General features: G+C 67.1%; 21 protein-coding genes. 7 read left to right on the forward strand and 14 right to left on the reverse strand.

Annotation, left to right across the window (positions count from 1 at the left end):
• Nucleotides 1–84: 84 nt before the first annotated feature.
• From aceE to fabF, 6 genes are all read left to right on the forward strand, one after another.
• The gene (gene aceE / locus OM977_RS12335; RefSeq protein ID WP_264354242.1) at nucleotides 85–2,865 is read left to right on the forward strand and encodes a pyruvate dehydrogenase (acetyl-transferring), homodimeric type; all 2,781 of its coding nucleotides are present in this window, start codon (nucleotides 85–87) and stop codon (nucleotides 2,863–2,865) included.
• 161 nt (nucleotides 2,866–3,026) lie between these two features.
• The gene (locus OM977_RS12340) at nucleotides 3,027–4,271 is read left to right on the forward strand and encodes a PucR family transcriptional regulator (protein WP_264354243.1); all 1,245 of its coding nucleotides are present in this window, start codon (nucleotides 3,027–3,029) and stop codon (nucleotides 4,269–4,271) included.
• Nucleotides 4,272–4,358: 87 nt separating this feature from the next.
• Nucleotides 4,359–5,288 (forward strand): ACP S-malonyltransferase, encoded by a 930-nt coding sequence (locus OM977_RS12345; RefSeq protein WP_264354244.1) that lies wholly within the window; start codon nucleotides 4,359–4,361, stop codon nucleotides 5,286–5,288.
• Complete coding sequence (locus OM977_RS12350; protein WP_264354245.1) at nucleotides 5,285–6,346, forward strand: beta-ketoacyl-ACP synthase III; 1,062 nt, start codon at nucleotides 5,285–5,287, stop codon at nucleotides 6,344–6,346. Before OM977_RS12345 ends, OM977_RS12350 begins: the two co-directional genes overlap by 4 nt.
• Nucleotides 6,347–6,491: 145 nt before the next feature.
• Complete coding sequence (locus tag OM977_RS12355) at nucleotides 6,492–6,737, forward strand: acyl carrier protein (RefSeq protein WP_056426718.1); 246 nt, start codon at nucleotides 6,492–6,494, stop codon at nucleotides 6,735–6,737.
• A 192-nt stretch (nucleotides 6,738–6,929) separates the two neighbouring features.
• Nucleotides 6,930–8,165, forward strand: coding sequence for a beta-ketoacyl-ACP synthase II (gene fabF, locus OM977_RS12360; RefSeq protein ID WP_264354246.1), 1,236 nt, complete (start codon nucleotides 6,930–6,932; stop codon nucleotides 8,163–8,165).
• 128 nt (nucleotides 8,166–8,293) lie between these two features.
• Here the strand turns inward: fabF and OM977_RS12365 are convergent, their stop codons facing one another.
• Nucleotides 8,294–8,797 (reverse strand): DUF3145 domain-containing protein, encoded by a 504-nt coding sequence (locus OM977_RS12365; protein WP_264354247.1) that lies wholly within the window; start codon nucleotides 8,795–8,797, stop codon nucleotides 8,294–8,296.
• A 476-nt stretch (nucleotides 8,798–9,273) separates the two neighbouring features.
• Here OM977_RS12365 and OM977_RS12370 point away from each other — a divergent pair, with 476 nt between their 5' ends.
• Complete coding sequence (locus OM977_RS12370; protein WP_264354248.1) at nucleotides 9,274–11,514, forward strand: LamG-like jellyroll fold domain-containing protein; 2,241 nt, start codon at nucleotides 9,274–9,276, stop codon at nucleotides 11,512–11,514.
• A gap of 40 nt (nucleotides 11,515–11,554) precedes the next feature.
• Here OM977_RS12370 and OM977_RS12375 read toward each other — a convergent pair whose 3' ends face one another.
• From OM977_RS12375 to rpsP, 13 genes are all read right to left on the reverse strand, one after another.
• Entirely contained in the window at nucleotides 11,555–12,481 is a 927-nt protein-coding gene (locus tag OM977_RS12375; RefSeq protein ID WP_264354249.1) for a tyrosine recombinase XerC, read from the reverse strand.
• Nucleotides 12,482–12,574: 93 nt separating this feature from the next.
• Nucleotides 12,575–13,762: a DNA-processing protein DprA gene (gene dprA, locus OM977_RS12380; RefSeq protein ID WP_264357403.1), complete on the reverse strand. Its 1,188-nt coding sequence runs from the start codon at nucleotides 13,760–13,762 to the stop codon at nucleotides 12,575–12,577.
• Nucleotides 13,763–13,842: 80 nt separating this feature from the next.
• Nucleotides 13,843–15,390 carry a YifB family Mg chelatase-like AAA ATPase gene (locus tag OM977_RS12385; RefSeq protein ID WP_264354250.1) on the reverse strand — a complete coding sequence of 516 codons (1,548 nt, stop codon included), beginning with the start codon at nucleotides 15,388–15,390 and terminating at the stop codon, nucleotides 13,843–13,845.
• The gene (locus tag OM977_RS12390; RefSeq protein ID WP_264354251.1) at nucleotides 15,391–15,747 is read right to left on the reverse strand and encodes a YraN family protein; all 357 of its coding nucleotides are present in this window, start codon (nucleotides 15,745–15,747) and stop codon (nucleotides 15,391–15,393) included. It lies immediately after the preceding gene.
• Between the two features lie 124 nt (nucleotides 15,748–15,871).
• Nucleotides 15,872–16,198, reverse strand: coding sequence for a DUF2469 domain-containing protein (locus OM977_RS12395; protein ID WP_018773443.1), 327 nt, complete (start codon nucleotides 16,196–16,198; stop codon nucleotides 15,872–15,874).
• Between the two features lie 48 nt (nucleotides 16,199–16,246).
• The gene (locus OM977_RS12400; protein WP_264354252.1) at nucleotides 16,247–16,912 is read right to left on the reverse strand and encodes a ribonuclease HII; all 666 of its coding nucleotides are present in this window, start codon (nucleotides 16,910–16,912) and stop codon (nucleotides 16,247–16,249) included.
• 23 nt (nucleotides 16,913–16,935) lie between these two features.
• Nucleotides 16,936–17,964 carry a signal peptidase I gene (gene lepB / locus OM977_RS12405; RefSeq protein WP_264354253.1) on the reverse strand — a complete coding sequence of 343 codons (1,029 nt, stop codon included), beginning with the start codon at nucleotides 17,962–17,964 and terminating at the stop codon, nucleotides 16,936–16,938.
• Nucleotides 17,965–18,642, reverse strand: coding sequence for a signal peptidase I (lepB, locus tag OM977_RS12410; RefSeq protein WP_264354254.1), 678 nt, complete (start codon nucleotides 18,640–18,642; stop codon nucleotides 17,965–17,967).
• A gap of 84 nt (nucleotides 18,643–18,726) precedes the next feature.
• Nucleotides 18,727–19,086 carry a 50S ribosomal protein L19 gene (gene rplS, locus OM977_RS12415; RefSeq protein ID WP_264354255.1) on the reverse strand — a complete coding sequence of 120 codons (360 nt, stop codon included), beginning with the start codon at nucleotides 19,084–19,086 and terminating at the stop codon, nucleotides 18,727–18,729.
• Nucleotides 19,087–19,339: 253 nt separating this feature from the next.
• Nucleotides 19,340–20,179 (reverse strand): tRNA (guanosine(37)-N1)-methyltransferase TrmD, encoded by an 840-nt coding sequence (trmD, locus tag OM977_RS12420; protein WP_264354256.1) that lies wholly within the window; start codon nucleotides 20,177–20,179, stop codon nucleotides 19,340–19,342.
• Nucleotides 20,180–20,740, reverse strand: a complete 561-nt coding sequence (rimM, locus tag OM977_RS12425; RefSeq protein ID WP_264354257.1) for a ribosome maturation factor RimM — start codon at nucleotides 20,738–20,740, stop codon at nucleotides 20,180–20,182.
• Nucleotides 20,741–20,855: 115 nt separating this feature from the next.
• The gene (locus tag OM977_RS12430; RefSeq protein WP_264354258.1) at nucleotides 20,856–21,098 is read right to left on the reverse strand and encodes an RNA-binding protein; all 243 of its coding nucleotides are present in this window, start codon (nucleotides 21,096–21,098) and stop codon (nucleotides 20,856–20,858) included.
• A gap of 1 nt (nucleotide 21,099) precedes the next feature.
• Nucleotides 21,100–21,522, reverse strand: a complete 423-nt coding sequence (gene rpsP, locus OM977_RS12435; RefSeq protein ID WP_104175432.1) for a 30S ribosomal protein S16 — start codon at nucleotides 21,520–21,522, stop codon at nucleotides 21,100–21,102.
• Nucleotides 21,523–21,682 lie beyond the last annotated feature (160 nt).

Consider the following 21,682-nt stretch of genomic DNA (forward strand, 5'->3'; position numbering starts at 1 on the left):
GCACATGACCGGGCTGTTGTAACCGATATGTCGCACACGTCGCGTTCACGCCAGGCAGTTACCCTGCCGGAGCTGAGGGTGCCGATGAATGCGCTCAAAGAGAGGTTGGACGTGGCTGCAGGAGAAGATACCTCCCATATCCTCAGCGGGTTGACAAACCAGCTGCCTGATCGTGATCCGGAAGAGACCGCCGAATGGCTGGAGTCCCTGGATGACTTGATTCAGGATCAGGGCACCGAGCGTGCCCAGTACATCATGCGCGCTTTGCTCCAGCGGGCCGGTGCGCAGAGCGTCGGGGTTCCGATGGTCACGACCACGGACTACGTGAACACGATCCCCGTGGACCAGGAAGCACCGTTCCCCGGCGATGAGGAAATCGAGCGCAAGTACCGCGCCTGGCTCCGCTGGAATGCTGCGGTCATGGTGCACCGGGCCCAGCGCCCGGATATCGGGGTCGGCGGGCATATCTCCACCTACGCCGGCGCCGCGACGCTCTACGAAGTCGGGTTCAACCACTTCTTCCGCGGCAAGGACCACCCCGGCGGCGGGGACCAGATCTTCTTCCAGGGCCACGCCTCCCCGGGCATGTACGCACGCGCCTTCATGGAAGGCCGCCTGTCCGAAGAGGACATGGACGGCTTCCGCCAGGAGAAGTCCAAGGAAGGGCACGCCCTTTCCTCCTACCCGCACCCGCGCCTGATGCCGGAGTTCTGGGAGTTCCCGACCGTCTCGATGGGCATCGGCCCGATGAACGCGATCTACCAGGCCCAGTCCAACCGGTATCTGCACAACCGCGGCATCAAGGACACCTCGGACCAGCAGGTCTGGGCGTTCCTGGGCGACGGCGAAATGGACGAGCCCGAGTCCCGCGGCCTGCTCCAGCTCGCCGCGAACGACAAGCTCGACAACCTCAACTTCGTCATTAACTGCAACCTCCAGCGCCTCGACGGGCCGGTGCGCGGCAACGGCAAGATCATGCAGGAACTTGAAGCCTTCTTCCGCGGCGCGGGCTGGAACGTCATCAAGGTCGTCTGGGGCCGCGAGTGGGACAAGCTCCTGGACAAGGACGAAGACGGCTCGCTGGTCAAGATCATGAACGAGACCGTCGACGGCGACTACCAGACGTACAAGGCCGAGTCCGGCGCGTTCGTCCGCGAGCACTTCTTCGGCAAGACACCGCAGACCAAGGAAATGGTCCAGGACCTGTCCGACGACGAGATCTGGAACCTCAAGCGCGGCGGGCACGACTACAACAAGGTCTACGCCGCGTACAAGGCCGCGACCGAGTTCAAGGGCAAGCCCACGGTGATCCTGGCCCACACGGTCAAGGGCTACGGCCTGGGCACGCACTTCGAGGGCCGCAACGCGACCCACCAGATGAAGAAGCTCACCCTCGCTGACCTCAAGGCATTCCGCGACCACCTGCGCATCCCGATCACGGACGAGCAGCTCGAAGCGGACCTCTACCGGCCGCCGTACTATCACCCGGGCATGGACTCCGCGGAGATCCAGTACCTGATGGGGCGGCGCAAGGAACTCGGCGGCTTCGTCCCCGAACGCCGCTCCAAGCACACCGAACTCACCCTCCCGGAGGACAAGGTCTACGAGGTCGCGAACCGCGGCTCCGGCAAGCAGCAGGCAGCCACCACCATGGCGTTCGTCCGGCTCCTGAAAGACCTGATGCGGGACAAGGAGTTCGGCAAGCGGATCGTGCCGATCATCCCGGACGAGGCCCGCACCTTCGGCATGGATGCCTTCTTCCCGACCGCGAAGATCTACAACCCGAACGGCCAGAACTACCTGTCCGTGGACCGCGAGCTGGTCCTGGCGTACAAGGAGTCCATCGCAGGGCAGATCGTCCACGCCGGCATCAACGAGGCCGGCTCCGTCGCGGCGTTCACCGCCGCCGGAACGTCCTACGCCACGCACGGCGAACCGCTGATCCCCGTCTACGTGTTCTACTCGATGTTCGGCTTCCAGCGCACCGGCGATTCCTTCTGGGCCGCCGCGGACCAGATGACCCGCGGGTTCATCATCGGCGCCACCGCCGGCCGCACCACGCTGACCGGCGAGGGCCTGCAGCACGCTGACGGCCACTCCCCCATCCTCGCCGCCACCAACCCGGCCGTCGTCACCTACGACCCGGCGTACGGCTACGAGATCGGCGTCATCATGCGCGACGGCCTCAACCGGATGTACGGCCCCGGCCCCGCCGACAACGACCCGTCGCGGAACGTGATGTACTACATCACGGTCTACAACGAGCCGATCGTGCAGCCGCCGGCACCGGCGGAACTCGACGTCGAGGGCATCACCAAGGGCATCTACCTGCTGGCGCCTGCCAAGGTTGACGGCCCCCGCACGCAGATCCTTGCCTCCGGTGTGTCCGTACCCTGGGCCCTCGAAGCCCAGCGCGTCCTCGCTGAGGACTGGGGCGTCTCCGCGGACGTCTGGTCTGTGACGTCCTGGTCCGAACTGCGCCGCGACGCGATGGCCGCCGAGGAAGAGGCTTTCCTCAACCCAGGCCAGCCGGCCCGCGTGCCGTTCGTCACCCAGCAGCTCGCCGGCGCCACCGGACCGATCGTGGCCGTCACGGACTACATGAAGGCCGTACCGGACCAGATCCGCCAGTTCCTCCCGAACGAGTTCGCCTCGCTCGGCGCGGACGGTTTCGGCTTCTCGGACACCCGGGCCGCGGCACGCCGCTTCTTCAAGAACGATATCCACTCGGTAGTGGTCCGTTCCCTGGAGATGCTGGCCCGCCGCGGTGAAGTGGACGCGCAGGCACCGGCCCAGGCCATCGAGAAGTACAAGCTGCACAACGTCAACGCCGGAACCACCGGCAACGCGGGCGGCGACTCCTAACCGCGCTTCAGCGCAAGAGCGAGCGTTCGACGGCGGCTCCCACCGGAAGGTGGGGGCCGCCGTCGTCGTTTAACTGTGATTCAGGGCTGTGATCTAGCCCAAGGCGCATTGTAGCTTTTGCACAAATGGAGCTTGGGCTGCGGGCACCGTATGCTCGATGCATGGCAGAGCCGATCACCACTCCCCCGAAACGCAAGCCGGCCTCCAAGGCCATGTCGCCGGAGAAAACCGAGACGCTGAAGAAGCTGCGGGCGAGTGTCGGCCAGCTCTCCACCACCACGCTGCGCCAGCTGGAGAAGTCACTGCCCTGGTACAGCCGGCTGAACTCGGACGAGCGTTCCGCCCTCGGCATGGTGGCCCAGAACGGCATCGCGGCGTTCGTCACCTGGTACGAGCGTCCCAGCTCGCCGTCGTGGATCCTGTCCGATGTGTTCGGCACCGCACCGACGGAACTGACCCGTTCCATCAGCCTGCAGAAGGCCCTCCAGCTCATCCGGATCGTGGTCGAGGTGGTCGAGGACCAGGCGCCTGTGATTGCCCCGGAGGCCGATCAAGCCGCGCTGCGCGAGGCCGTGCTGCGGTACTCCCGCGAAGTCGCGTTCGCCGCCGCGGATGTCTATGCCCGCGCCGCGGAGTCCCGCGGTTCCTGGGACACCCGGCTGGAAGCGCTCATTGTTGACGCCATCCTGCGCGGTGAGAACACCGACGCCCTGCGGTCCCGGATCGCGGCCCTGGGCTGGAAGGCGCAGGAGCGCTTCACCGTCATGGTGGGCAATTCCCCGTCCGAACCGAGCGCCGGCTACGTCAGCGAGCTCCGCCGGACGGCCGGCCGCTTCGCCGAGGATGCGCTGGTGGGCATCCAGGGTGACCGGCTGATCCTGATCCTCGGCGGCGTCCACGACCGGGAGACCGCCTACCTCAAACTCAGTGAACTGTTCGCCCCCGGCCCCGTGGTCTACGGCGCAGAAGCCGGGTCCCTGCTGGAGGCCAGCGGTTCGGCGCAGTCGGCCTTCGCCGGGCTGACCGCGGCCCGTGCATGGCCCTCGGCCCCGCGTCCGGTGGCCGCCGACGACCTTCTGCCGGAACGGGTGATCTCCGGGGACGACGCCGCACGGCGCTCCCTGGTGAAGAACATCTACCGACCCCTGGTGGCGGCCTCCAACGGGCTGGTGGAGACCCTCGGGACGTATCTCGAGTTGGGCCACTCCCTCGAGGCCACAGCCCGGGAACTCTTCGTCCACGCCAACACTGTGCGCTACCGGCTCAAGCGGGTTTGCGACGTTACCGGCTGGGACCCGCTCCTGCCGCGGGAGGCCTTCGTGCTGCAGACTGCCCTCGTCGTCGGCCGCCTCTCGGCCCCGCCCAAGCCCGCCACGGAACGCCAACCATCCCGCAACAACTCCTGACCCGTTGTAGACTTCCTACAAACTGACCCTGCGAGCTTGGTGCATGAAAACACCAATGATTCCGCAGTAATTTGGAAAGCTGGATACGTGCTTGCAATCGTCTGCCCTGGACAGGGCTCCCAGACCCCTGGTTTTCTGGCCCCCTGGCTGGAACTGCCATCCGTCGCAGGCCATCTGGCCGCGCTCAGCGACGTAGCCGGCATAGACCTCGTCGCCCACGGCACCACCTCTGATGAGGAAACCATCAAGGACACCGCCGTCGCGCAGCCACTCATCGTCGCCGCCGGACTCGTGGCCGCCAAGTCGCTGTTCGACGTCGAGCTCAGCGCCCTGCCGGTGATCCTCGCCGGTCACTCCGTCGGAGAAATCACGGCTTCCGCCCTGGCCGGGGTCCTGACCGAAACCGAAGCCATGACATTTGTCCGCGAACGCGCCAACGGCATGGCCTCGGCCGCCGCGGCCACCCCCACCGGCATGAGCGCCGTCGTGGGCGGCGACCCGGCGGAGGTCCTGGCCGCGATCGAGGCCTGCGGCGCCACCCCCGCGAACATCAACAGCGCCGGTCAGGTCGTTGCCGCCGGCACGCTGGAGCAGCTCAAGGCCCTCGCGGAAAATCCCCCGGCCAAGGCCCGGGTTATTCCGCTGAAGGTTGCCGGCGCGTTCCACACCTCCCACATGGCCCCGGCCGTCGCGGCACTGCAGGCTCTCCGGCCCTCGCTGAAGCCGCAGAAGCCGCAGGTTCCCCTCCTGTCCAACTACGACGGCGCCGCGGTCACTGATGGGGACGCCGCCGTCGACAGCCTGATTGCGCAGGTGTCCCGCCCGGTCCGCTGGGACCAGTGCATGGAGACGCTGGTGCAGCGCGGCGTGACCGGCCTGATCGAGCTGGCCCCGGCCGGAACCCTGGCCGGACTGGCGAAGCGCGCCATGCCCGGAGTGAAGACCGTAACCGTCAAGACCCCGGACGACCTGTCCGCCGCCCTGGCCCTATTCGCAGAACTGGAAGGACAGGCATGAGCGTCCCCACCTTGAAGCAGGCTCCCCTCCGCGAGAACACCCGCATCATGTCAGTCGGCGCCTACCGGCCGAGCGTGGTTGTCACCAACGAGGACGTCTGCCAGTGGATCGACTCCTCCGATGAGTGGATCCGCCAGCGCACGGGCATCATCACCCGGCACCGCGCCCCGGCCGATGTCAGCGTGATCGACATGGCCGAAGGCGCTGCCCGCGAAGCCCTGGAGAAAGCCGGGATCGACGCCTCCAAGCTCGGCGCCGTCATCGTCTCCACCGTGACGCACCCGTACGCCACACCCTCGGCCGCGGCCAGCCTCGCCGACCGCCTGGGCGCCACGCCGGCACCGGCCTTCGACATCTCGGCCGCCTGCGCCGGATACTGCTACGGCATCGCCCAGGGTGACGCCCTGGTCCGCTCCGGCGCTGCCGACTATGTTCTGGTGGTCGGCGCCGAGAAGCTCTCCGACGTCATCGACAACACCGAGCGCACCATCTCCTTCCTGCTTGGTGACGGCGCCGGCGCCGTCGTGATCGGCCCGTCGGACATCCCCGGCATCGGACCGTCGGTGTGGGGCTCGGACGGCAGCAAGTGGGACGCCATCGGCATGACCCACTCCATGCTGGACATCCGTGAACTCTCCCTCACGGGCAAGCGGGGCGGCTCCCTCAGCACTGAAGAAGCCGCCGTGACTGACGCCGCACTGTGGCCCACGCTGCGCCAGGACGGCCAGACCGTCTTCCGCTGGGCAGTCTGGGAAATGGCGAAGGTGGCACAGCAGGCGCTGGATGCGGCCGGCATCACGTCCGACGAACTCGTGGCCTTCATCCCGCACCAGGCCAACATGCGGATCATCGACGAGATGGCCAAGAAACTGAAACTTCCCGAGACGGTCACGATCGCCCGGGACATCGCCGAGGCCGGCAACACCTCGGCCGCCTCCATCCCCCTGGCCACCCACCGCCTGCTTCAGGAAAACCCTGAGCTGAGCGGCGGGCTTGCACTGCAGATCGGCTTCGGTGCCGGACTGGTCTTCGGTGCCCAAGTGATCGTGCTTCCGTAGGCGCCCACCGCTCTCCCCCAAACTGAATACGTTCTTCCACAGCACGGATTCCTCCAGCAAGCCGAATTCTCGGTTTGAATCATTTCCGCCCTAGGCTGCCGGCACCACCGGCGGCGGAGGGCAACTACAAGAAAAGGAGCCACCAATGGCTAGCAACGAAGAGATCCTGGCCGGCCTGGCTGAAATCGTCAACGAAGAGACCGGCCTGGCCACGGAAGCCGTCGAAATGGACAAGTCCTTCACCGAAGACCTGGACATTGACTCCATCTCCATGATGACCATCGTCGTCAATGCTGAAGAGAAGTTCGGCGTGCGCATCCCGGACGAGGAAGTCAAGAACCTCAAGACCGTCGGCGATGCCGTTAGCTTCATCGCAAGCGCGCAGGCCTGAGCCTGACCGTTTTGGCTCCTGCCGGCAACGGCTGAGTCCCATGGCCGGTCCGGGGCGCTGCAGCAGCACCCCGGACCGGACCACTTTGCACCACCTCCTGCAGCACCCGTCTGCAGACCACCGACGATTTCCCCACGCAGGCCCCGGCGACAGGTTCCCGACCCGGCAGGCGCACCGACAGAGAGTGATCCCATGGCACGCAAAGTAGTCATTACCGGTCTGGGTGCCACCACACCCATTGGCGGCGATGTCCCCACGATGTGGAAGAACGCGCTGAAGGGCGTCTCCGGCGCGCACACGCTCGAGGACGACTGGGTGGCCAAGTTCGAACTTCCCGTGCGATTCGCCGCGCGCGCCACGAATCCCGCGACGGAGGTCCTTAGCCGGGTCGAGGCCAAGCGCATGGACCCCTCCACGCAGTTCGCCGTCGTCGCCTCCCGCGAGGCCTGGGCCGACTCGGGCATCACGGAGTTCGACCATGATCGCCTCGCAGTGGCCTTCGCCACCGGCATCGGTGGCGTCTGGACCCTCCTGGATGCGTGGGACACCCTGCGCGAAAAGGGCCCGCGCCGGGTCCTGCCGATGACCGTGCCGATGCTGATGCCCAACGGGCCCGCGGCAGCGGTCAGCCTGGACCTCGGCGCCCGCGCCGGCGCCCACACCCCCGTTTCCGCCTGCGCCTCGGGCACCGAGGCCGTCCACATGGGCCTGGACCTGATCCGCTCGGGCAAGGCGGACGTCGTCGTCTGCGGCGGCGCCGAGGCCGCGATCCACCCCATGCCGATCGCTGCGTTCGCCTCCATGCAGGCGCTCTCCCGCCGCAACGACGAGCCGGAGCGCGCCTCGCGCCCCTACGACCGTGACCGTGACGGCTTCGTCATGGGTGAAGGCGCCGGCGCCCTGGTGCTTGAGGCCGAGGAACACGCCCTGGCCCGCGGCGCCCGTATCTATGCCGAGCTCGCCGGCACCTCGGTGACCGCCGACGCGTACCACATCACCGCCCCGGACCCCCAGGGCCTGGGCGCCACACGCGCCCTCAAAGCTGCCATGTTCGACGGCCGCATCCAGGCCGAGGACGTGGTGCACGTCAACGCGCACGCCACCTCCACACCGGTGGGCGACAAGCCCGAGTACACCGCCCTCAAGTCGGCCCTGGGCCAGCAGGTGGAAAGCGTCGCTGTCTCCGCCACGAAGTCCCAGATGGGTCACCTGCTGGGTGCGTCCGGTGCGGTGGAAGCCGTCCTGACCGTCCTGGCGGTCTACGAACGCAAGGCGCCGGTGACCATCAACCTTGAGAACCAGGATCCGGAGATCCCGTTCGACGTCGTCACCAAGGCCCGCGACCTACCCTCCGGCAGCATCGTGGCGCTGAGCAACTCCTTCGGCTTCGGCGGCCACAACGCCGTCATCGCGGTGCGGAGCGTCTAGCTCGTCTTCTTGCGCTGAGATGACAGATGGCGGCAATGTTCTTTCGGAACATTGCCGCCATCTGTCATTTGGCGTAACTATGGAGGGTTTGCGCTGTCCGTTCGCGCAGGCGTTCTAGTCCCGGAGTTCTAGCCGACCTGGTGAAGCCAGCGCACCGGGGCGCCTTCGGCTGCGTGCCGGAACGGTTCGAGCTCCTCGTCCCAGGCTTCGCCAAGGGCCAGGGAGAGCTCGTGGTAGACCGCCGAGGGGTCGCCGGCGCCGGATTCGTAGGCGTAGCGGATGCGGTCCTCGGAGACCATGATGTTGCCGTGCACGTCGGTGACGGCGTGGAAGATGCCGAGTTCGGGCGTGTGGGACCAGCGGCCGCCATCAACCCCCTGGCTGGGTTCTTCTGTGACTTCGTAGCGCAGATGCGCCCAGCCGCGGAGCGCAGATGCCAATTGAGCCCCCGTGCCCGGGATTCCGGTCCACGACAGCTCGGCCCGGAACATTCCGGGCGCAGCTGGCTGAGCGGTCCACTCAAGGTCTGTTCGCTTGTCCACGACGGATCCTATGGCCCACTCCACGTGGGGGCACAGGGCCGTCGGGGCCGAGTGAACAAACAACACACCGCGGGTCAGTGCAACAGACATTCCATCCTCCATAGCTGTAGGTACGTCTTCCCCAACGACCTCTGCCTGGATGTCTGTCTGTTGCGCGGGTCCGTCATGGTGCCGGTGATCCTGCCAGACTATTAAGTTAGCGCCCGGATTCTGGGTGGGGACTTGAGGCTGATGTGCTTCAAGCGGCACTTGAGAGTCGCCGGGCGTGGTTCCCATTGTGCCGTACCCCACCTAATTACGCCAGTGAGATTCGGCGCGCCTTTCCCGGCGCGCCGTCGGCGCCGGCTGGTGGGGCGTTCGGGTTACAAGCCCTCGATGAGACCTCGGACGCTACGGGCGAGTACTTGTATCACCCGGCTGCCATCCGCGGAGCAAGTACTCGTCGCGGAAAGACAAGTAGGACCGCTGGCAATACCAGTAAGCGAAACCGTCCACGCACGCAATTATTGCTGATCTAATCAGTGGGGTCGTACAGCAAAGCAGCAGTTGAGGGCAGGGGGAACTCTATGCGTCCTAGGATTCCGGCTATTCTGGCTGGTCTCGCACTTGTCTTTGCACCGCTAGCGGCGACAGTTACGCCCGCTTTTGCGCTTTCGCCGGGGCTGGCGTTTTCCGCCAGCGAACTCCCGACCTGGCAGACCAACGGCGCTGCCTGGGCCGTGGCCCAGTCGAACGGTGTTGTCTATGCCGGCGGAACCTTTACCCAGATCCGGCCTCCCGGCACCGCGGCCGGCAACGCGCAGTCCCGAAATGCCGTCAACTTCGCGGCCTTCGACGCCTACACGGGCAACCCGACCTCCTGTGCCCTGTCAGTCACGGGCGCCACCGGGACAAGCGTGCGCGCGCTGGCAGTGACTCCGGACGGCACCCGGCTCTACGTCGGCGGCCAGTTCGGAGCGATTAACGGCGCCGCCACGACGCGGATCGCTGCGGTCAGGCTCCCGCAGTGCACGGTCGATACTACTTTCAGGCCGGCCACAGTCCCGGCCACTGTCCGGACCATCGCGGCAACGAACACGGCCGTCTATTTCGGCGGCGACTTCCAGACCGTCGGCACGGCCGCCCGCAGCCGCTTCGCCGCGGTGGACACCACCGGTGCGCTGTTGCCCTGGGCCCCGGCGGCCAGTGCGCCAGGCCGAGCGCTGACCGTTCCGGCCGGCCGCAACGTCGCCGTCATCGGCGGCGACTTCGCCACAGTGAATGGGGTTGCCTCCCAGTCGATCGCGGTCGTGGACGCAACCACCGGCGCCAACGTGCGCGCCTACGGCGCCACCTTCATTCCGCGCACCTCGGCCACCAAGAGCATTGTCAATGATGGGCAGAGCTTCTTCATCGGCAACGAAGGCACCGGCGGCGGCGTCTTTGACGGCCGGGCGCGCTTCAGCCTGGATACCTACGACCAGGTCTGGCGGGACACCTGCCTCGGCGCCACCCAGGCGATCGACGTCTACCAGGGTGTTCTCTACGCCGGACATCACCTGCACGACTGCCCCGGCATGAACATGATGGCTGACGGTGAGCGGCAGCACCTGAGCGCGCAGCGCGCCGACAACCGAACGCACCTGGGCTGGAGCCCGGACACGGACGACGGCATCGGCGAAGGCATCGGCCCGCGGGCGCTGACCCACACGAACACGGGCGCCGGTGACGTGCTGTGGGTTGCCGGCGAATTCACCATGGCGAACAACAGGGCCCAGCAGGGTCTGACACGGTTCGGTCCCGGCCCGGGAACCGCGGCGCCCTCGACGCCCGCCAACGTCAGCGCGGCCAGCCTGAGCACCGGGCAAAACCAGGTCCGGTGGCGCGCGAGCCTGGACAACGATGATTCCGCGCTGACCTACAACGTGTACCGGAACGGCTCGGCGACTCCGCTGGGCACCGTCACCGCCAGCTCACTGTGGTGGTCCACCGGCCAGGTGTCCTTCACCGACAAGACGGCCGTACCCGGAACCCAGTACACCTACCGCGTCCGGGCGACGGACGGCACCAACACGAGCGCGCTCTCGGCGACAGTTACCGTCGCGACGGCCAGGACCAATGCCGCCTACCCCGCTGCAGTTCTGGGGGCCGGTGCCAGCACGTACTGGCGGCTGGACAACGCCGGACCGACGGTGGGCGCCGACAGCTCACCGGGCAACAATCTCGAGCTGAGCTACGGCGGGCCAACCTTCGCCGGCGACACGGGAGCGGTCGCAAACGACCCCAGCCGGTCGACGACGTTCAACGGCACCAGCGCCTACGCCTACGGCCAGAACCGCGGCAATGCGCCCACCGTCTACACCGCCGAAGTCTGGTTCAAGACGAACACGACCCAGGGCGGGAAGATCTTCGGCTTCGGCAGCGGCCAGCCGAACCGGCACGGCACGAATCCCGGACTCAGCAGCAACTACGATCGCAACCTCTACATGACCAACGCCGGCACGCTGGTCTACGGCGTGTATGTCAACGGAACGCGGACGGTCACGTCGGCTCGGCCCTACAACGACGGAACCTGGCACCATGCGGTGGCGACCCAGGGCAGCGACGGCATGCGGCTCTACGTCGACGGAACCCAGATCGGGGCACTGCCCACCCAGACCGCGGCGCAGACCTACTGGGGATCCTGGCGGATCGGCGGAGATCAGCTGAACAGCTGGCCGTTGCGGCCTACGAGCAACTACTTCGCCGGCTCCATCGACGAGTTCGCCGTCTATCCCAGCGTGCTGACGGCCGCGCACGTATTGCAGCACTACAACCTGGGGAAGTGATCCCGGGCTGCCTGTGCGGGTTTGTCCTGCTCGCTGGCCTTCAGGCGCGTGGGTGGGCCTGCAGATAGCTCTTCCGGAGCCGGTCCACCGAGACATGGGTGTAGATCTGTGTGGTGGCGAGGCTGCTGTGGCCGAGGATCTCCTGCACCGCCCGGAGGTCCGCGCCGCCGTCGAGCAGATGTGTGGCCGCCGAGTGGCGCAGGGCGTGCGGCCCGGTTGCGGAAGTGTCTCCGAGGGCCTCCAAGAGAGCGTGGACGACGCTGCGGACCTGGCGCTGGTCCACGCGCTTGCCGCGCGCGCCAAGGAACAAGGCGGGCCCCGACGCCTCGGTGGCGAGGGCGGGCCGGCCTCGGCGGAGCCAGTCGTCCACCGCGAGGGCCGCGGGGAGGCCGTAGGGTACGGTGCGTTCCTTGTTACCCTTGCCGATCACACGCAGGGTCCGGCGGTCGGGGTCGAGGTCATCGATGTCCAAACCGGCCAGTTCTCCCACCCGGACACCGGTGGCGTACAAGAGTTCCACCATGGCCCGGTCGCGCAAAGGCAGCAAACCGCCCTCGGCTGCGGCGGATTCCGCGCCTTCCACGAGCCGGAGCACCTGTCCCTGGTGCAGCACGCCGGGCAGCGACTTCTCCCGCTTCGGTGCTTTCAGCCGGAGTGCCGGGTCCGCCTCGATCCGCTCCTCCCGGACGGCCCAGGCAGTGAAGGCCCTGGCCGTTGCGGACCGCCGACCCAACGTGGCGCGGGACAGGCCCGCTTCGCTCTGGGCACCGAGCCAACGCCGCAGGATGCCGAGCTCCAGCCCGGGAAGATCCTCCACGCCTTCCGAGGCCGCGTAGCCCAGCAGGCTTCCGACGTCGGACAGGTAGGCGCGCACGGTGTGGGCCGAACGACCGCGCTCGGACCGCAGATAGCGGGCGAAGTCCTCGGCGGCGAGGGCCAGCGCGGCCGGCAGTTCCTTTGATGACACGCTCCTACTCTCGCAGGATTCGCCGGGCAATCAAGGAACCCTACGGCGAGCCGCCGGCGCGCCCGTCCGCCGGCGACGGGGGTGACATGTCTGTCACCCGGCCTTGCCCGACCGCTTCCAGCCGCCGCCGTGGAACTCGGCCAGGCCCAACAGCCCGAGCCGGCCGAGGCCGGCACGGACAGAGTCCGCACTCAGGCCCGCCACCGTCGCAAGCTTCTCGACCGTGCTGGTGGTCCGCAGGGGAAGGGCGTCCAGGAGGATCAGATCCTCCAACGTCAGGCCGTCCTGGACTTCGGCCCTGCCCGTCCTCGTTTCCGGGAGCGATTCCCCGCTCGGGGACGCGAGCTCTGCGATCTCCCCCGCGTCGGTGACGCAGACGGCACCGCCTTCCCGGAGCAGCCGGTGGCAACCGGCCGAATTGGCGCTGTGCACCGATCCGGGTACGGCACCGACGGCCCGGCCGAGGGTTTCGGCGTGGTGGGCCGTGTTGAGGGCACCCGATCTCCACCGGGCTTCGACCACGACGGTGACGGATGCCAGTGCAGCGATGAGCCTGTTCCGCTGCAGGAACCTGTACCGGGTGGGCGCAGAACCCGGCGGAACTTCCGCCAGGACCGCGCCCTGATCAGCCACTGCCCGCAGCAGGTCCTCGTTGCCGGACGGATAGAACCGGTCCACTCCCCCGGCCATCACGGCGATCGTGGGAACGCCGCCGCTGCTTCCGGCCAGGGCGGCCCGGTGGGCATGTGCATCGATGCCGTAGGCCCCTCCCGAGACAATCGTGAAACCCCGCTGGGCCAGCGAATAGGCGAGGTCTCCGGTGACGGACGACCCATATGAGGTGCTGTCCCGCGAACCCACAAGGGCAATGGATTTGGCGGCTGGAGGCAGTGGCCGCTCGGCGCCGCGCCACCAGAGGCAGATCGGTTCCTGCAGGCCGAGGTCCGCCAGCTGTCGCGGCCAGAGTTCGTCCGAGGGGATGATCATGCGTCCGCCGAGCCGTTGCATCGTGGCAAGGTCCCGCGCCGGAGCCAGGTCGGGAACACGGGAAGCCCAGCGCATCCGGGCCGTTGCCAGTCCTGTCCAGCCGGCCCCGGTGCTGTTGTCGGCCAGCACGCGGGACATGTCCTGTTCGATCTCAAGACCCGCGTTCAGTTCCCCCGTAGCGATGCGCAGTGCGTCCTCCGCTCCGGCAACCTGCACCAGCGCCAGGCCGGCGGCGTCCTGGGGCTCGAACAGTCGGGACAATGCCGCCCTGGCTGTCCGTTCGGCCTCGATCATGGTGTCCTTTCCAAAGCTGATCACTACGCCCGAAACCTGTGCGCCCCGAGCAAGCGAATGTGGGGTAAAGTCCAAACCCGCTAGGCGGTGGCAGCTGCCTGTCGAAGGTTGAGCGCCTGACCGATGTCGTCGGCTCCGGGAAGGTCCCGCCCGGCCAGGTCAGCCAGCGTCCAGGCCAAGCGAAGGACGCGGTCGTAGCCGCGGGCTGTGAGTACGCCGCGCTCCAAGGCATGGTCCAGGATCCGCGTGGTCGGGGGCCCGAGCCGCAGGGCGCCCCTGAGCAGCCGGCCGGGGACCTGGGCGTTGGTCTCGAATCCGAACGGCAGCAGCCTCCCCAGTTGGCACTTCCTCGCACCCGCGACCCGCTCCGCGATCGTGGCGGTGTCCTCCTCCGATCCGGGTTGGCCGAAGTCGGCCAGAGACACCCGCTCGACTTCAAGCTGGATGTCCACCCGGTCCAGCAGCGGACCCGACAGCCGCGACAGATAGCGCCGCCGCATGGTGGGCGTGCAAGTGCAGTCCACGCCCTTGCCGGACGCCTTGCCGCAAGGACAGGGGTTGGCGGCGAGGACCAGCTGGAATCGGGCGGGGTAGGCCGCCGTGCCCGCGGATCTGTGGATCACCAGCTCCCCGCTCTCCAGCGGCTGCCGGAGCGCATCGAGCACCCGGCGCTCATATTCCGGAGCCTCGTCGAGGAACAATACGCCGCGGTGGGCCCGGGACGCTGCCCCGGGCCGGGGCAGCCCTGATCCGCCGCCGATGATCGCGGCCGACGTCGCGGTGTGGTGCGGGTTCTCGTACGGTGGCCGCCGCAGCAGCCGGACGGACGCGGACGTAAGCGCGCAGAGGGAGTGGATGGCCGTGACTTCCATTGCTTCCGTGTCCCCGAGGTCGGGCAGGAGTCCCGGCAGACGCTCGGCCAGCATCGTTTTTCCTGCCCCTGGCGGTCCCGTCAACAGGAGGTGGTGGGCGCCTGCCGCGGCGACCTCCAGAGCCCGGCGGGCCTCCAACTGGCCCGAGACGTCACGCATGTCCGGCGGCATGGCCGGAGCACCGTCCGGGCAGGCGTCCCCGTCATCGTCCTCAGGGTCAGGTTCGAAGCCCAGGGCCAGATCCTGCGGGTCTGCGCCGAAGTCGAACGCCAGACGCGCCAGCGTGGAGTACCCCTGCACCCGCGCGCCCGGGACCAGTCCGGCTTCCGCGGCGTTGGCTTTCGCCACCACGACGTCCGGGAATCCCGCCCGGACAGCGGCCATGACCGCGGGCAAAACGCCCCGAACCGGCCGCAGCCTGCCGTCCAGGCCCAGCTCGGCAATGAAGACGGTGCGCCCGGTGGAGCGGACATCATTGGAAGCCAACAGCGCCGCCATGGCGATGGCAAGGTCGAATCCGGAACCGCGCTTGGGCAGTGATGCCGGGATGAGGTTGGCCGTAATTTTCCGGCGGCTCAGCGGAATTCCCGAATTCTGGGCCGCAGAGCGGATCCGTTCCTTGGCCTCATTGAGCGAGGCATCCGGCAGGCCCAAAATGATGAAAGCCGGCAGGGTCTGGCCGATGTCGGCCTCGACCTCGACGATGTAGCCGTTGAGTCCCACGAGGGCTACAGAATAGGACCGGCCGAGCGCCACCTACCCCACTCCCTTGAGGTGTTCCACCGCCGGGTTGCCGATGCCGTCGTCGAGCACGGACACCACATCGATCCGGCGCAACGGCATCCGAAGCTCATGATCACGGCACCAGGCCGATGCCAGCCGGTGCAGCCGGGCGAGTTTGTCCACGCCGACGGCTTCAAACGGATGCCCGTAGGCGAGGGATCTTCGGGTCTTCACCTCCGCGATGACCAGTGCGTCGTTGTCCAGGGCGACGATGTCGATCTCGCCCTCGGGGCAGCGCCAGTTGCGGTCCACGATCCGCATGCCCTGGGCTTCAAGGTACTCGGCCGCGAGTTCCTCGCCGCGCCGGCCCAGCAGGTCTTTTGCTCTCATAGGACCAGCGTGCGGCGGCATCCTGATCCGGCACAGGTGCTCCCGACGCTATGTGGGAAACTCCGGGAAATGGCCAACGGCGGGGGAACACGTCAGCCCGCGGGCAGCCTGACGTATCGGGGAATCAGTTTCCCAGATCCTCGACCTTCGGCAGGGCCAGCTCCTCGCTGCGCGGGAGTTCTTCGACGTTGACGTCCTTGAACGTTATGACGCGGACGCTCTTGACGAACCTGGCGGAACGGTAGACGTCCCACACCCAGGCGTCCTGAAGGGTCAGATCAAAGTAGACCTCGCCGTCGGCGCTGCGGGCCTGCAGATCCACGTGGTTGGCCAGATAGAAACGCCGTTCGGTCTCGACCACGTAGCTGAACAACCCGACAACGTCGCGGTATTCGCGGTAGAGCTGGAGCTCCATGTCGGTTTCATAGTTTTCAAGGTCCTCGGCACTCATGGTTCCATCTTGCACCATCCGGAAGCCGCCTCGCGCCACGGCCGCACGCTAGAGGAGTTGCCAGCTGACCCGGTGGTACGGCGTGGGCCCGGCGGCTCGTAGCGCGTCCTTGTGCGCGGCGGTGCCGTAGCCCTTGTTCTCATCCCAGCCGAAGGCGGGATACTCCGTGTGCAGCTGGCACATCTGATTGTCGCGCTCCACCTTGGCGATGATGCTGGCCGCGGCCACGCTGAGGCATTGCATGTCGGCCTTGACGAGCGTGTGCACCGGCGCGTCGCAACCGGGCTCCGCCGGGCCGTCGTCGAACAGTGACGGCTGGGACGCCGGGGAGAGCCAGTTGTGGCTGCCGTCCAGCAGCACGACGTCGGGGGTCACGCCGGCGGCCAGGACCGAAAGCCAGGCCCGGGTCCCGGCAAGCCGCAACGCCCCGATGATTCCAAGAGAGTCGATCTCGCCCGCCGAGGCATGCCCGACAGCGGAAGCCACGCTCCAGCTTCGGACGACCGGCACGAGGCGTTCCCGGTCCGCCACTTTGAGCAGCTTGCTGTCCCGTACGTCCGCCAGCAGCTTCTGGTCCGTTAGGTCCACGACCGCGATCCCCACGCTCACCGGCCCGGCCAGGGCACCGCGGCCCACTTCATCGATGCCGGCGACGAGCCGCGCGCCGGAGCTCCGGAACCGGCGTTCGTAGTCGAGGGTTGGTGCTTCAGACATGATGGGTTCTTACCTGCCAGCCATTATTGGCCCGACGGCGCGGGGACATTCTGGAAGACGCCCGGGTAGTTGTCCAGGGCAGTGATGCGGTTCAGGGGCCACGCAATGACGGCCGCCTTGCCCTCGATGTCGGCCACGTCCACGAAGCCGCCTCCGCTGTCCAGATGGGCGCGCGAGTCGGCGGAGTGGTTGCGGTTGTCTCCCATGACCCAGACCTTGCCGGCGGGAACGACGACGTCAAACTCGTGGACCACCGGCGCTTCGGCGGCGTTGATGTAGTTCTCGGCCAAAGGCGTGCCGTTGACCGTGAGCTGGCCGCCGGCGTCGCAGCAGACAACGCGGTCTCCGGGCAGCCCGATGACCCGTTTGACCAGGTGTTGCTCGGAGTTGTCCGGCAGCAGGCCGACGAAGGTCAGCCCGTCCTGCACCCAGGTGAAGGGCCCGTCCGGCTTTTCTTCCGCGGGGGCCAGCCAGCCCTTGGTGTCCTTGAAAACGACGACGTCTCCGCGCTGGAGGGCGAACGGCTCCGGGACGAGGAGGTTCACGAAAATACGATCATTCACGTCAAGCGTGTTGACCATGGACTCGGACGGAATGTAGAACGCCCGGAACAGGAAGGTCTTGATCAGGAAGGACAGCACGATGGCGACGACCACCACGGTGGCCACTTCCTTGAGCCACAGGAAGAGCTGGCTGCGGCCTTCTTTCGCCTTTGCCCGCCTGGCCCGCTTGGACTCGGGACCGGCGTGCGCGGGGCCGGAGGCGGCGGGGCGCTCGGCGGACGCGGGGACGGACGCACCTTCGCCAGCCTCCTCGGCGGGCGCGCCCGCAGGCGCCTGGGCGGGGTGAATCGCCTCGGCCCCCCGGGCAGACGGTTGGACCGCAGAAGCATGCGGCAGCGCGGCCGTTGGGTGCTGCGGCGCCACACCGGCCTCAGGGTCACCCTGGTACTCAGGACTCCTGAACTGCTCCGTTGTGGGAATAGCTGAGGAGGTGACCCGGGGCTGGTCCTGCCCCCGCGGCTCGGGAATCCGGGATCCGGTTTCCGGCATCTACTGTCCGTTCGTTGTGGTGTCCGCGGCCGCGGCGGGCCGTCCTACTGCTGTAAATCTATCAAGCGGCCAGACGATCTGTACCGGCCGGCCGACCACTCGGTCCAGCGGTACCATTCCCCCGCCGGGAGCGCCCAGCAGGCTCCGCGAATCGGCCGACATGGAGCGGTGGTCGCCCATCAGCCACAGCCGCCCGGCCGGGACGGCCGCGCTGAACCGCTGCTCGCTGGGGGCGTCCCCCGCATACAGATATGGTTCCGCAAGCGGCTGGCCGTTGACTGTGAGCCGGCCGGACGCGTCGCAACACACCACCTCGTCGCCGGGAAGCCCGATGACGCGTTTGACGTAGGTGCTGTCACTGCCGGCCAGGCCGAGCCAGTGCCCGGCCCCGGCAAGGAAGTCGAGGACCGGGCCCTTGCCGCTGTTGAGCGGGGCGAAGGTGCCGCGGCCGTCGAAGACGACGACGTCTCCGCGCCGGATCGGCTCGGCCTGCAGCTCGGTCCGGGACACCACGATCCGGTCGCCCTCGCGGAACAGCGGCTCCATCGAGGCGGAGGGTATGAAGTACACGTCCAGCCACAGGGAACGGATCACTCCGCTGATCACCACTGCCAGGACAAACGCCAGCAACGCAAAACGCCAGCCGAGTTTCCTTGGCTGGCGTTTTGTCTGGTCCATGATCCGTATCCTGTGGCGCTGTTGCGGATGCTCCGGCGACAAGCCGAATACGGTCCGTGGACCCGCGGTGGAAGCCTGGAAGGCTTACTTTGCGGTCTGGAAGTCGCGCTTTTCCTTGATCTTTGCGGCCTTGCCACGCAGATTGCGCATGTAGTACAGCTTGGCGCGGCGCACGTCACCCTTGGAGACGACCTCGATCTTGTCGATGATCGGGGAGTGCACCGGGAAGGTACGCTCTACGCCGACGCCGAAGGAGACCTTGCGGACGGTGAAGGTTTCGCGGAGGCCATCGCCGTGGCGGCCCAGGACGAAGCCCTGGAATACCTGGACACGGGAGTTCTTGCCTTCGATGATGTTCACGTGAACCTTGAGGGTGTCACCCGCGCGGAACGTCGGAACATCGGTGCGCAGCGAGGCTGCATCTACGGAATCGAGGATATGCATTGATTCACTCCTGGCGAACGCCACAGGTCATTCACGTTGGGTCACGGCGGCCAAGCCCGGGTGCACGAAGGCAGCCCGGAAATTCCCGCCGAAAGTTTTCAGTCCGGCTCCGTCAGGAATTGACGGTGCCGGGGTACCAGGCTGTTGGTAACGATCCCCCTGTGGCAGGTTCGTACCCAGCAGGCACAAGGACTAATTTTGCCACATGCGGGGCGTTCGAGCCAATCCCTCAGCCCCGGATGCCAGCCCGCGGTTAGTTCCGCCCGGCGCCGGCGTCGGGGCGGCGCCGGAGGCGGCCGTCGACGACGTCGTACCCGAGGTCAGCGAAGGCCGTCCGGTCCGCGCGCGGCAGCTTGCCGGCGTCGAACTCCGCGAGGAGGTCCGGACGGCGTTCGGCGGTGCGCCGGTACTGCTCGTGCCGGCGCCATTGGGCGATCTTGCCGTGGTTGCCGCTCAGCAGCACCGCCGGAACGTCGCGGTCCCGCCAGCTGGAGGGCTTGGTGTAGACGGGGTATTCCAGCAGCCCGTCCGAGTGGGATTCCTCCACGAGGGAATCGGGGTTGCCGACGACGCCGGGCAGCAGCCGCCCAATGGCCTCCACCATGGCCAGCACGGCCACCTCGCCGCCGTTGAGCACGTAGTCCCCCAGGCTCATGGGGCGCACGGTGAAGTGGTCGGCCGCCCATTCCATCACGCGTTCGTCGATGCCCTCGTAGCGGCCGCAGGCGAACACCAGCTGCTCTTCCTCCGCCAGCTCCTGCGCTGTGGCCTGGGTGAAGCGCTCTCCGGCCGGGGACGGGACGATGAGGACGGGCTTGGCCGCCGCTTCCGGCGCCTCGGTGTCCGCACTGGCGGCTTCGGGCCGGGCCGCGGCCACGGCAGCCAGAGCCTGGGCCCAGGGTTCGGGCTTCATGACCATGCCGGCGCCGCCGCCATAAGGCGTGTCGTCAACGGTCCGGTGGCGGTCCGTGGTGAAGTCGCGCAGATTGTGGACGTTCAGCTGCAGCAGCCCGTCCTGGCGTGCCTTCCCGATCAGCGAGAGTTCCAGGGGTGCCAGGTACTCCGGGAAGATGCTGACGACGTCGATTCTCATTTAGGCTTTGTCTCCGGAGGCGCTGCCGGTTTCAGGCTTGGTTCCCTCGTCGGCATTGACCTCGAAGAGTCCCGCGGGCGGCGTGACGAGGATAAAGCCCTCGCCGACGTTGACCTCGGGAACGATCTGCTCCACGAAGGGGACCAGGATCTCCTTGCCCTCGTTCGAGGTGACCACGATGAGGTCCTGGACCGGGAGGGTATGCAGGCCTGAGACCTTGCCGACGACCGTGTCGCCGACGCGGACGTCCAGGCCGACGAGCTCGTGCTCGTACCAGCCCTCGTCATCGTCGTCTTCGTCGAGTTCCTCGGTCTCGATGAACAGCTTGGCCCCACGGAGGGTCTCCGCGTCGTTGCGGGTCTCGATCTCCTCGAAGGCGAGCAGCAGGATGTCCTTGTTCCAGCGGGCGCTCTCCACGGTCAGCGGACCGGCCGAAGCGGGTTCCACCACAAATTGGGTGCCCGGAACGAAGCGGTCACCGGGCGCGTCGGTCAGGACCTGCACGGTCACTTCACCGCGGATGCCATGGGGTTTACCGATTCGTGCCACCTGAAGCTGCATCTGTTCCTCTGTTCCGGGATTGGGGTTGCTGGCGAAAGTTGGGGGAAAACAGTCCGGCCCCTCCACCATTATCTGGTGAAGGGGCCGGACTAAAAGACAAGTATTGCTGAAAGCGTTACCGGCGGCGGTCGGTGTCGACGACGTCGACCCTGACCGGCTCGCCGTCCGCCAGTGCCGCGATCACGGTACGCAAAGCGCGCGCCGTGCGGCCCTGGCGGCCGATCACCCGTCCGAGGTCGTCCTGATGAACGCGCACTTCGAGGGTGTCCCCGCGGCGGTTGTTCTTCGCACTGACCTTGACATCGTCAGGACTGTCCACGATCCCGCGGACGAGGTGTTCGAGCGCTTCTGCCAGCAAGTTACTCAGCCTCGGTGGTCTCTGCTGCTGCGTCGGCGGGGGCCTCGGCTGCGTCGTCCTTCTTGGCCTTCTTGGTGATGGCTTCCGGGATGATCACGGAACCCTTTTCCGGGGTAACGAAGGCAGCCTTGGGAGCCTTGGTCTTCAAGGTGCCCTCCTGGCCCGGGAGACCCTTGAACTTCTGCCAGTCACCGGTGATCTTGAGGATCGCGGCAACCTGCTCGGACGGCTGTGCGCCGACGCCGAGCCAGTACTGGGCGCGGTCCGTGTCGACCTCGATGTACGAGGGCTCTTCGGTCGGGTGGTACTTGCCGATCTCTTCGATGGCACGGCCATCACGCTTGGAGCGTGCGTCCATGACGACGATGCGGTAGTACGGTGCGCGCATCTTGCCGAAGCGCTTAAGGCGAATCTTTACGGCCACTTTTGTGGTCACTCCTGTTTCTGAAACGGGGTCGAGCCCGGCGTTCTGCACCCGTGGGGCGGGCCGTACTAGGGGGTTCTAAAAGGACAAGATCCGGACGCGGAGAGAGGGGCCACGCAGATCGAGTACCTGTTCATTGTGCCAGATCAACGCCGGGATT

It is taken from the genome of Pseudarthrobacter sp. MM222 (assembly GCF_947090775.1).
Taxonomy (GTDB): domain Bacteria; phylum Actinomycetota; class Actinomycetes; order Actinomycetales; family Micrococcaceae; genus Arthrobacter.

Coding starts and splice junctions, on each gene's coding strand:
- rplS (WP_264354255.1), bottom strand. CDS start 19,086: ATGCATATCCTCGATTCCGTAGATGCAGCCTCGCTGCGCACCGATGTT.
- lepB (WP_264354253.1), bottom strand. CDS start 17,964: ATGCCGGAAACCGGATCCCGGATTCCCGAGCCGCGGGGGCAGGACCAG.
- OM977_RS12340 (WP_264354243.1), top strand. CDS start 3,027: ATGGCAGAGCCGATCACCACTCCCCCGAAACGCAAGCCGGCCTCCAAG.
- OM977_RS12355 (WP_056426718.1), top strand. CDS start 6,492: ATGGCTAGCAACGAAGAGATCCTGGCCGGCCTGGCTGAAATCGTCAAC.
- aceE (WP_264354242.1), top strand. CDS start 85: ATGAATGCGCTCAAAGAGAGGTTGGACGTGGCTGCAGGAGAAGATACC.
- OM977_RS12350 (WP_264354245.1), top strand. CDS start 5,285: ATGAGCGTCCCCACCTTGAAGCAGGCTCCCCTCCGCGAGAACACCCGC.
- OM977_RS12395 (WP_018773443.1), bottom strand. CDS start 16,198: ATGAGTGCCGAGGACCTTGAAAACTATGAAACCGACATGGAGCTCCAG.
- rimM (WP_264354257.1), bottom strand. CDS start 20,740: ATGCAGCTTCAGGTGGCACGAATCGGTAAACCCCATGGCATCCGCGGT.
- trmD (WP_264354256.1), bottom strand. CDS start 20,179: ATGAGAATCGACGTCGTCAGCATCTTCCCGGAGTACCTGGCACCCCTG.
- fabF (WP_264354246.1), top strand. CDS start 6,930: ATGGCACGCAAAGTAGTCATTACCGGTCTGGGTGCCACCACACCCATT.
- dprA (WP_264357403.1), bottom strand. CDS start 13,762: ATGATCGAGGCCGAACGGACAGCCAGGGCGGCATTGTCCCGACTGTTC.
- lepB (WP_264354254.1), bottom strand. CDS start 18,642: ATGGACCAGACAAAACGCCAGCCAAGGAAACTCGGCTGGCGTTTTGCG.
- OM977_RS12390 (WP_264354251.1), bottom strand. CDS start 15,747: ATGAGAGCAAAAGACCTGCTGGGCCGGCGCGGCGAGGAACTCGCGGCC.
- OM977_RS12365 (WP_264354247.1), bottom strand. CDS start 8,797: ATGTCTGTTGCACTGACCCGCGGTGTGTTGTTTGTTCACTCGGCCCCG.
- OM977_RS12400 (WP_264354252.1), bottom strand. CDS start 16,912: ATGTCTGAAGCACCAACCCTCGACTACGAACGCCGGTTCCGGAGCTCC.
- OM977_RS12370 (WP_264354248.1), top strand. CDS start 9,274: ATGCGTCCTAGGATTCCGGCTATTCTGGCTGGTCTCGCACTTGTCTTT.